This is a genomic window from Streptomyces sp. NPDC043746 (genome assembly GCF_056436485.1).
Genome location: NZ_JBWKCM010000021.1, coordinates 46,628 through 55,295 on the forward strand (window position 1 = coordinate 46,628; position 8,668 = coordinate 55,295).

An 8,668-nucleotide genomic window follows, 5' to 3' on the forward strand; every position below is an offset into this window, starting at 1 on the left:
GGGCGGCAGAGCAGCGTCCCCCCCCCCCCCCCCCCATCCCCCCCCCCTCCCCCCCCCCCCCCCCCCCCCCCCCCCCCCCCCCCCCCCCCCCCCCCCCCCCCGGGGCCCCGAGCCGGGACGGAGCCGGGGCGGCAGGCGACCACCCGGAAGCAGGCGGCCGAGTGGTCGGGCGACCGGCGCGGGAGGACAGCCCATTGGCGGGCGGGCGGTCGGGGGCGGTGGAGGCAAGGGGCTGGGCCCGGTGCAGGGCCCGGGGACACCCTTGGGCGGGCGGGCAGCCCTCCGAGGTGGGATATCCCCGCCCGGGGAGGTGGAGAGCCCTCCCCGGGCGAGCGGGGCGGGCTCCCCCGGCTGCCGGCCGGAGCGAGCGCGGTCTTCCTCGCGTGCGAACTCCCGCCCGGGCTCAGCTCCGCGTCTCAGCGGCGCGTCCCGGTGCCCCGTCGGTCGTACCGCCGGATGTCGCTCATGCGGCGCCCGGCGGCGGTCGGCCCCCTCCGGGCGGTGCCGGGCGCCGGCGGCCTCCCCTCGGTGCCCGTGGCCCGGCGCCCGCTCCCGCGCCGCCGTGCCCTGTTCACCGCGGGCCTGACCCGGCGGACGCGCAGGGCAGGCCCGCGGGCGGTCTCGGCTCCCGCCGCCGTGTCGGCCGCCCCAGCCTTCCCGGCCTTCTCCGGCCGCTCGGAGCCCGCCGATGCCCTCGCCGCTCCGGGCCGCTCGACACCCGTCGCCGCCCCCACCCCCCCGGGCCGCTCCACGTGCGCCGCCGCCCCGGCTCCCCCTGGGGCTCCGGCCACCTGCGCTTCCCCGCTCTCCCCCGCCCGGACTCCCTCGGGCCGCTCGGCCCCGGTCGCCTCCTTCTCATCTGGCCCCGCCGGAACCCCGGCATCCCCGGGCCACCCGGCCTCCACCACCGCCCCGGCATCCCCACCCTCCCGGGCACCCGAACCCGTCGCCTCCACGCCTTCGGCCTCGCCTCGCAGGCAGCGGCGCAGGGTTTCGGGGTCGAGGCCCTCGTTGCACGCGCGGTGCAGGAGTTGCGCGAACGTGTAGTGCGGGTCCGCGCGCAGTGCCATGGTCAGGGCGACCCGGGCGCCGGGCTCGTCGCCGGTGGACCAGGAGACCCAGCCCGCCAGGGTGAGCGGGGCCGCCGCGTACTCGCCGTACGGCCCGACGCAGCGGCGGGCGAGGGTGCGCCAGAGCCTCAGGGCGTGGTGGCCGTCAGGTCCCTCCATCCAGGCGGCCGCCTTGTCGCGGGTCTCCCGGTCCTGGAGGCCGAGGATGACGGCGGCGGCCTCCTCGTCGTCGACGGCCTGGTCGTCCCCGACTTCGGAGACCGCTTCCGGGGCGGGCGGCATCCCTCCGAGGCGACCCATGAGTGTGCGGGCGAGCGTGAGGGTCTCCTCCGCCACCTGCGCCTTCGCCCGGTCGTTCAGGATCCGGGCCACCAGCGACGGCGCGGCCCGGTCCAGGGCCCGCAGTTGAGCGTCGGCGGTGTCCCGGGTCTGCCAGGGGGTGAGCCGGGCCTCCATGTCGCGCAGCGTCCCCCGCACCTGGATCCCGGCGTACGCCGCCGCGGCGGCCATCACCGTCGTACCGGGCATGGCCAGGGGCTTTCCCTCGGGCGGGCAGCATCGGACGTCCGGGCAGCAGTAGGACCAGTAGTGGCCGTCCGAGATGCAGAGGGCTTCGAGCACAGGCACGTCGAGCGCCCCGCACGCCGTGCGCAGGCTCTGGGCGAACGGCCGCAGCCGCTCCATGGTCACACGGCCGCTCGCGCCGTCCGGCGAGTCCTGGCAGAGGAAGATCAGGATCGCGTCGGGCCGCCCCTCACGGCGTTCGCTCCCCGTGATGAGGCTCGTTGCGAGCTCGGCGGCGATCGGCCCCCATTCACCGGGCGCCCGTGGGATACCGAGCCGGAGCCGTCCGCCGAACCGGCCCCGGTCGCCGTGCAGGGCCACCATCACGACGCTGTCGTCGGGATGGAAACCCATCAGATACGGGAGGGCGTCGGCGAGTTCGGCGGGGCCTCGGAGAGTGATCTGCCGGCCGTCGGCCGGGCCGGGGGATTCCTGGTGCTTGTTCATGGCTCGACGGTCCCGCGCCCCGCCGGATCCCGCGACCCCTGTGGATAACGTTATCCACAGGCTCGCCCCGCCGTTCGCGGTTTGTGGTCGTCATCGGGTTGCATGGGGGGATGACCAACGCAGACCGCTCAGCGCTCAGGGCTTCGGCCGACTCCGTCCTCGCCCGCCTCGTCGGGGACTCCACGGGTGGGGCCCGGCTGCGCGAGGACCAGTGGCTGGCCATCGAAGCGCTGGTCGCGGAGAAGCGCCGGGCGCTGGTCGTGCAGCGCACCGGGTGGGGCAAGTCCGCCGTCTACTTCGTGGCGACCTCGCTGCTGCGCGCGCAGGGCGCCGGTCCGACCGTGATCGTCTCGCCGCTGCTGGCGCTGATGCGCAACCAGGTCGCGGCGGCCGCGCGGGCGGGGATCAGCGCCCGCACGATCAACTCGTCCAACACGGAGGAGTGGGAGAGCGTCCAGGCCGAGGTGGCCGCCGGTGAGGTCGATGTCCTGCTGGTCTCCCCGGAGCGGCTGAACAACCCCGACTTCCGGGACCAGGTGCTGCCCGCGCTGGCCGCCGCGACCGGACTCCTCGTGGTCGACGAAGCGCACTGCATCTCCGACTGGGGACACGACTTCCGGCCGGACTACCGGCGGCTGCGGACCATGCTCGCCGATCTCCCCGCCGGGGTGCCCGTGCTCGCCACCACCGCCACGGCCAACGCGCGCGTGACGGCGGACGTCGCGGAGCAGCTCGGCACGGGCGCGGGCACCGACGCGCTGGTCCTGCGCGGTCCGCTGGACCGGGAGAGCCTGAGCCTGGAGGTCCTCCAGCTGCCGAACGCCGCGCACCGGCTGGCCTGGCTGGGCGACCACCTCGGGGAGCTGCCCGGTTCCGGAATCATCTACACACTCACGGTCGCGGCGGCCGAGGAGGTCACCGCCTATCTGCGGCAGAACGGCCATCCGGTCGCCTCCTACACCGGCCGGACGGAGAACGCGGAGCGCCAGCAGGCGGAGGACGACCTGCTGGCCAACCGCGTCAAGGCGCTGGTCGCCACCTCCGCGCTGGGCATGGGGTTCGACAAGCCCGACCTCGGTTTCGTCGTGCACCTGGGCTCGCCCTCGTCCCCCATCGCGTACTACCAGCAGGTGGGACGTGCCGGGCGCGGGGTCGAGCACGCCGAGGTGCTGCTGCTCCCCGGCAAGGAGGACGAGGCGATCTGGCAGTACTTCGCCTCGGTCGCCTTCCCGCCCGAGGAGCAGGTGCGCCGAACCCTGGACGTGCTGGCCCGCGCGGAGCGGCCGCTCTCCCTGCCCGCGCTGGAGCCCCTGGTCGATCTCCGGCGGACACGGCTGGAGACGATGCTCAAGGTGCTGGACGTCGACGGTGCGGTGAAGCGCGTCAAGGGCGGCTGGATCTCCACCGGAGAGCCCTGGGTCTACGACTCCGAGCGCTATGCGTGGGTCGCCCGGCAGCGGGCCGCCGAGCAGCAGGCCATGCGGGACTACGCCACCACAACGGCGTGCCGGATGGAGTTCCTGCGGCTGCGGCTCGACGACGAGGAGGCCACCGCCTGCGGCCGCTGCGACAACTGCGCCGGCGCCCGCTTCGACGACAAGGTCTCCACCGCCGCCCTGGACGGCGCCCGCAACGAGCTGGGCAGGCCGGGCGTGGAGGTGGCCCCCCGCAAGATGTGGCCCACCGGGCTCTCCTCCGTCGGTGTCGACCTCAAAGGCCGCATCCCCGCCGGTGAACTCGCCTCCCCCGGCCGGGCGCTGGGCCGCCTCTCCGACATCGGGTGGGGCAACCGGCTGCGTCCCATGCTCGCGGCGCAGGCTCCGGACGGAGCGGTTCCGGACGATGTCATGGACGCGGTGGTCACCGTTCTCGCCGACTGGGCCAAGGGCCCCGGCGGCTGGGCCTCCGGTTCGCCCGACGCCGCTCCCCGGCCGACCGGTGTCGTCACCGTCGCCTCCCGCCGCAGACCTCAGCTGGTGGGGTCCCTCGGCCGACGCATCGCCGAGATCGGCCGGATGCCCCTGCTCGGGGCGGTGACATACGCCCCGGGCGCCGAAAACCTGACGGCCTCGCAGACCAACAGCGCGCAGCGGGTACGAGCCCTGCACGAGGCCCTGACCGTGGAGCCGGAGCTGGCGGCGGCGTTGGAGTCCGCAGGTGGGCCGGTGCTCCTCGTCGACGACCTCTCCGACACCGGCTGGACACTGGCCGTGGCCGCTCGGCTGCTGCGGCGCGCCGGAGCCGAGGGGGTGTGTCCCCTGGTCCTCGCGGTTCAGGGGTGATCAGCGATGAACGGGGGGAACGGCAGGCGTCATCCGGCCGAGGCTGGGCAGGGATATCAGTAGCATTCCGGCCGATACCCGTCAGCGTCGTCAATTGCTCGTTGCCGCCTGCCGGTACGCCAGGAAGAATCGGGACTGCTCCCCGCACAGTTCTCGTCGGGCCCGGAAGGGCTGTGCCGCGGCGCGCCCTCACTCGACCCTGCCCGCACCGTGGGCGCGTAGCGAAGGGAGGACCATGACCTTCGGATTCGCCCCGTCCCCCGCCACTTCGATATCGGCGTTCCCCACGCCACCAGGCTCCGCGGCCTCCGTCAACCGCCTTGCCCGGATGCTCGAACCCGCCGAGTGGGCCTCGGCGGGCATACCGCTGCTGCGCAGCCCGCGCGAGGTCGTCAGCGGCCTGCACTCCCGCCATCGGCCGACGCCCACGACCGCCGTGATCGCGGTCCTCGACCATGAGGAACGGCTCACGGCGAGCGCCTCGTTCATGCGCCGGGACACGGTCGCGGCGGACGGCTGGGAGTTCCGCAACGCCCTGCTGGCCCACCTGCGACGGGTGACCCCGCACGATCTGCGCCGCCGTACTCCGGTGCGTACAGCCGTACTTCTCTACTGCCGTGACGGCGACGAGCGGTGGACCGAGGAGGACGGCGCGTGGATGTGGGGCCTGCGGGACGCCTGCACACTGCACGGGCTGCGGTGCGGTGCGTACATCACGCTGACCGGCGGGGGCTGGCAGGTGCTCGGTGAGGGGCGGGGCGGACGACGGCCCAGCTCCCTGTCGGAGCCCGCCCCGCTGGCCGACCTCGTCACCGAGCAGCCGCCCACGCTGACCCGGACCGGCGGCGGCTCGGCCCAGGCGCTGCACCGCTCGGCCGCACGGTGAGCGCGAAGCCCGGAGCCCGGAGCGCGCCGGACGCTGAGCCGCCCACAGCGGCGGGGCGAACGCAGGCGCTGACCGCCGACCGTGCGTGAGCACGACCCGGACCGTGCCCGACGGCCGGAGCCCCGGCTGCCCGCACAGGGCTGCCGGGGCTCCTCGGTTGTGCGGTGCGGCGGTTCAGACACCCGCACCGAGTGCGGCGTTGACCGTCTGCGGGTCCCCGCAGACGATCAGCAGCGCGGCGGCACGGTCACGGGCCACGGGCAGCGCACGGGCGACGGTCTCGCCGGCGTCCCCGTTGACCGCCACCACGACCACGGGCCGGGCCTTCGCCCGGTCGACCGCGGAGGCGTCCGCGAAGAAGACGTCGTCGCCCGCGTCCTGCTGGGCCCAGTACGCGGCCTCACCGAAGGACAGCTCATGGGCGGCCCACGGGTGCTGCTCACCGGTGGTGAGCACCAGGATGTCGCCCGGCGCACGGCCGGACTCCAGCAGCAGGTCGACCGCTTCCTCGGCCGCGTCGAGGGCTCCGCCGACCGAGGCCGGGATCAGCTGGAGCTGCGGCGCGGAACGATTCTCCGGCCGGCCAGCCGGAGCGCTCCTGGGCGTCGCGGGACCGGGCACGGGTGCAGGGGCAGGATGTGCGCGCTGCGCCGGAGGCGCGGGGCGCGCGGGGCCGGGGACCGGACGGCCGGGCCGCGGCGTGGCCGCGGAACGCGGACCTGGTACGGGACGGGGGGTCGGCGCGGTACGGCCGGCGGCCGGAGTGACGCGGGGACCCTGGGCACTCTCGTGAATCTGAGGCTCCTCGGGATTGAGGCAGGAAGGTGGTCTGTCGTGGGCCGACGCGGTCGGTCGGCGTCGTCGGTGGGGCGCCTGCGCGCGATCAGAATTCGAAGCCGAGCTGGCCCCCGCTTTCGAGTGCGGCCGCCTCGGCGGAAAAACGGACCTTCTTCAGGTGCTGCCACCGGGGCAGCGCGTCCAGATACGACCAGGAGAGGCGGTGATGGGGTGTGGGCCCCCGCGCCTCCAGAGCGGCCCGGTGCACCGGGGAGGGATACCCCGCGTTGGCGGCGAAGGCGAAGTCCGTGTACTCCTCGGACCTCCCGCCCAGTTCGGCCATCATCCGGTCGCGGTGCACCTTGGCGATGACCGAGGCAGCCGCCACCACGATGCAGGACTGGTCGCCCTTGATGACCGTACGGACCTTCCAGGGGGCGCCCAGGTAGTCGTGCTTGCCGTCGAGGATCACCGCGTCGGGTCGCACCGGCAGCCCCTCCAGGGCCCGTACGGCGGCGAGCCGGAGCGCGGCCGTCATACCGAGGTCGTCGATCTCCTGCGGAGAGGCGTGCCCGAGGGCGTGGGCGGTGACCCAGCTCTCCAGCACCGGAGCCAGCTCAGCACGCCGCCGGGGCGTCAACAGCTTGGAATCGGTGAGGCCTTCGGGCGGTCGGCGCAGGCCGGTGACCGCGGCACACACGGTGACGGGTCCGGCCCACGCCCCGCGTCCGACCTCGTCGACACCGGCAACGGTCCTGGCGCCGGTGGTAGCGCGAAGCGAGCGCTCGACGGTGTGCGTGGGTGGTTCGTACGGCATGGCGCCAGCCAGCGTACGCCGAGAGCGACGGCAGCAACACCCCGGGGCGCCGTGCACACCGAGATTCGGCCGCCGGGCCCGGATCGGGTGGAACCGGGGTGAGTGCGCCTGCGGGGGATCAGTACGGGTCGTACGCGTCGCGGTCGCGCTCGTAGCCGTTCTGCTCGCCCTGCCGTTCCCCCCTCTCGTCCCCCTCCCGTACGCCGTCGGTGCCCAGGCCGTGGCAGGTGCCGCGGTCCACGGCCACGGGCCTCTCGCGAAGGATCCGCGCGGCCCGCGCCTCTCCCCAACTGGTGGCGTACCAAGGTGAGTCGGAGCCGCGCAGCTCGCGCTGGACGGTCCGGAGCGCACAGGAGCGCTGCGGTTCCGGCAGGCGGTCCAGGGCCGGTACGGCGTCGGCGGAGAGGTCCCTGAGGTAGTCGAGGTCGATCGCACCCCGGTCCTCGAAGCGCCGGACGTTCTGTTCGGCGACGACCGCGTCCGGCGAGATCAGTCCGAAGGCCAGTACAGCGGCCGCCGCGCTGGCCGCGATCGCGCGGGGCAGGATCCTGGCGCCGAGGACCCCCGCGGCCAGGATCAGGACGAAGACGACGCCGAGCCACAGCTCCATCGCGGCCACGGAGATCCGGAGCCGGGTCAGCCCGTACTCGTCGACGTACAGGTCCATGCGGCGCAACGCCGAGGCGACGACGACGAGCGTGAGCACGCAGAGGGTGCCGAGGACGGCGCGGACCAGCGTCCGGTCGCGGGCGGACGCGCGCGGCGCCCGGCGCAGGGCCAGGGCGATGACCAGGAGGGTGAGCAGCGTGGCCCAGAGCAGCTGCCAGAAGCCCTGGCGGGCGTACTGGGCGTGGTCGAGCCCGGTCGCCTCCCGCACCTTCTCGTAGCCGCCGAGGAGGACGGTCAGCTGGAGCGTGACGAAGGCGGCGAAGAGCAGATCGAGGACGATGAGCGGAAGGGCCCATTCCACACGTCCCCGGGGCTTGCCCGGTCCGACGGCCAGCCCGTCCCAGCGCACCGGCGCGGCGGCGGTACGGGCTGCGGCCAGCGCGCCGACGAGCCCCACGAGGAAGAGGAACGTCCGCCACGGGCCGTCCACGATCGACACATCGGGGACGAGTCGGCCCAGCAGGTCGGCGAAGGCGGCGTCGGCACTGGCGAAGAGCGTCCCGAACACCACCAGGAGCCCGAGGGCCACGGCCGTGGTGCGTACGGCGGTGGCCCAGCGCCCCCGGGAGTCGTCAGCCCGCTCCCGTACCCCGCGCCAGCCCCACCGGACCCCCGGCCCGATCGCGTCGAGGATGCCCACGGAGCCGATCAGCACGCCCGGCCAGCTCCGGCTGCCGTGCAGCGCGAGCGAACCGAGCGCGAAGGCCGACACGAGGGCCAGGAAGGTCGGCCAGCCCGCGTCCCGGAGCGTGGGGACGGCGAGCAGCGCGAGTCCCGCGACGGCCCAGGTGACTGCCCAGGGCCGCAGCCGACGGCCGGCGGCCCGCGCCGCGAAGGCGGCGGCCAGGACGGCGGGCACGGCGACGATCAGGAGGTTCACGCCCAGACCGTCGCCCAGCAGGAGTGCGCTGAGGACGGCGGTGGCCAGGACCGCGGCGAGGACGGCGGGCGGAGGCGGGGGCGGCGCGGCCGGACGGAGCTCGGCCGTCGCACCGGGTCGCTTCACCGGGGGCTGCCACGGCCCGCCGGGCTGCGGGGGCGGAGCCTGGAGCCGGGGCGGTGCGACGGCGATCGGGGAGGGTGGTCGGGGAGTCGTCGGGCGGTCGGCCGACGGCTGTGCCGCCTTGGACGTCCCGGCCGTTTCTGCTGCCCCGGA

The 8,668-nt window shown here is 74.9% G+C and carries 5 protein-coding genes and 1 pseudogene; 2 read left to right on the plus strand and 4 right to left on the minus strand.

All coding sequences use genetic code 11. The features are described from left to right. Nucleotides 1-571: 571 nt before the first annotated feature. Nucleotides 572-2,081 (minus strand): annotated as a pseudogene (locus AC0682_RS21950) (DUF4192 domain-containing protein). A gap of 110 nt (nucleotides 2,082-2,191) precedes the next feature. Here AC0682_RS21950 and AC0682_RS21955 point away from each other — a divergent pair. Together AC0682_RS21955 and AC0682_RS21960 are read left to right on the plus strand one after the other, a co-directional pair. After that, the gene (locus AC0682_RS21955) at nucleotides 2,192-4,363 is read left to right on the plus strand and encodes a RecQ family ATP-dependent DNA helicase (RefSeq protein ID WP_478534750.1); all 2,172 of its coding nucleotides are present in this window, start codon (nucleotides 2,192-2,194) and stop codon (nucleotides 4,361-4,363) included. 235 nt (nucleotides 4,364-4,598) lie between these two features. After that, nucleotides 4,599-5,249 (plus strand): hypothetical protein, encoded by a 651-nt coding sequence (locus AC0682_RS21960; protein ID WP_478534751.1) that lies wholly within the window; start codon nucleotides 4,599-4,601, stop codon nucleotides 5,247-5,249. 174 nt (nucleotides 5,250-5,423) lie between these two features. Here the strand turns inward: AC0682_RS21960 and AC0682_RS21965 are convergent, their stop codons facing one another. The 3 genes from AC0682_RS21965 to AC0682_RS21975 form a co-directional block, all read right to left on the minus strand. Continuing rightward, nucleotides 5,424-6,044: a hypothetical protein gene (locus AC0682_RS21965; RefSeq protein WP_478534800.1), complete on the minus strand. Its 621-nt coding sequence runs from the start codon at nucleotides 6,042-6,044 to the stop codon at nucleotides 5,424-5,426. Nucleotides 6,045-6,132: 88 nt separating this feature from the next. Further along, complete coding sequence (locus AC0682_RS21970) at nucleotides 6,133-6,843, minus strand: ribonuclease HII (protein ID WP_478534752.1); 711 nt, start codon at nucleotides 6,841-6,843, stop codon at nucleotides 6,133-6,135. A 118-nt stretch (nucleotides 6,844-6,961) separates the two neighbouring features. Beyond that, a partial coding sequence (locus tag AC0682_RS21975) for a DUF4153 domain-containing protein (protein WP_478534753.1) occupies nucleotides 6,962-8,668 on the minus strand: 1,707 nt, incomplete at its 5' end.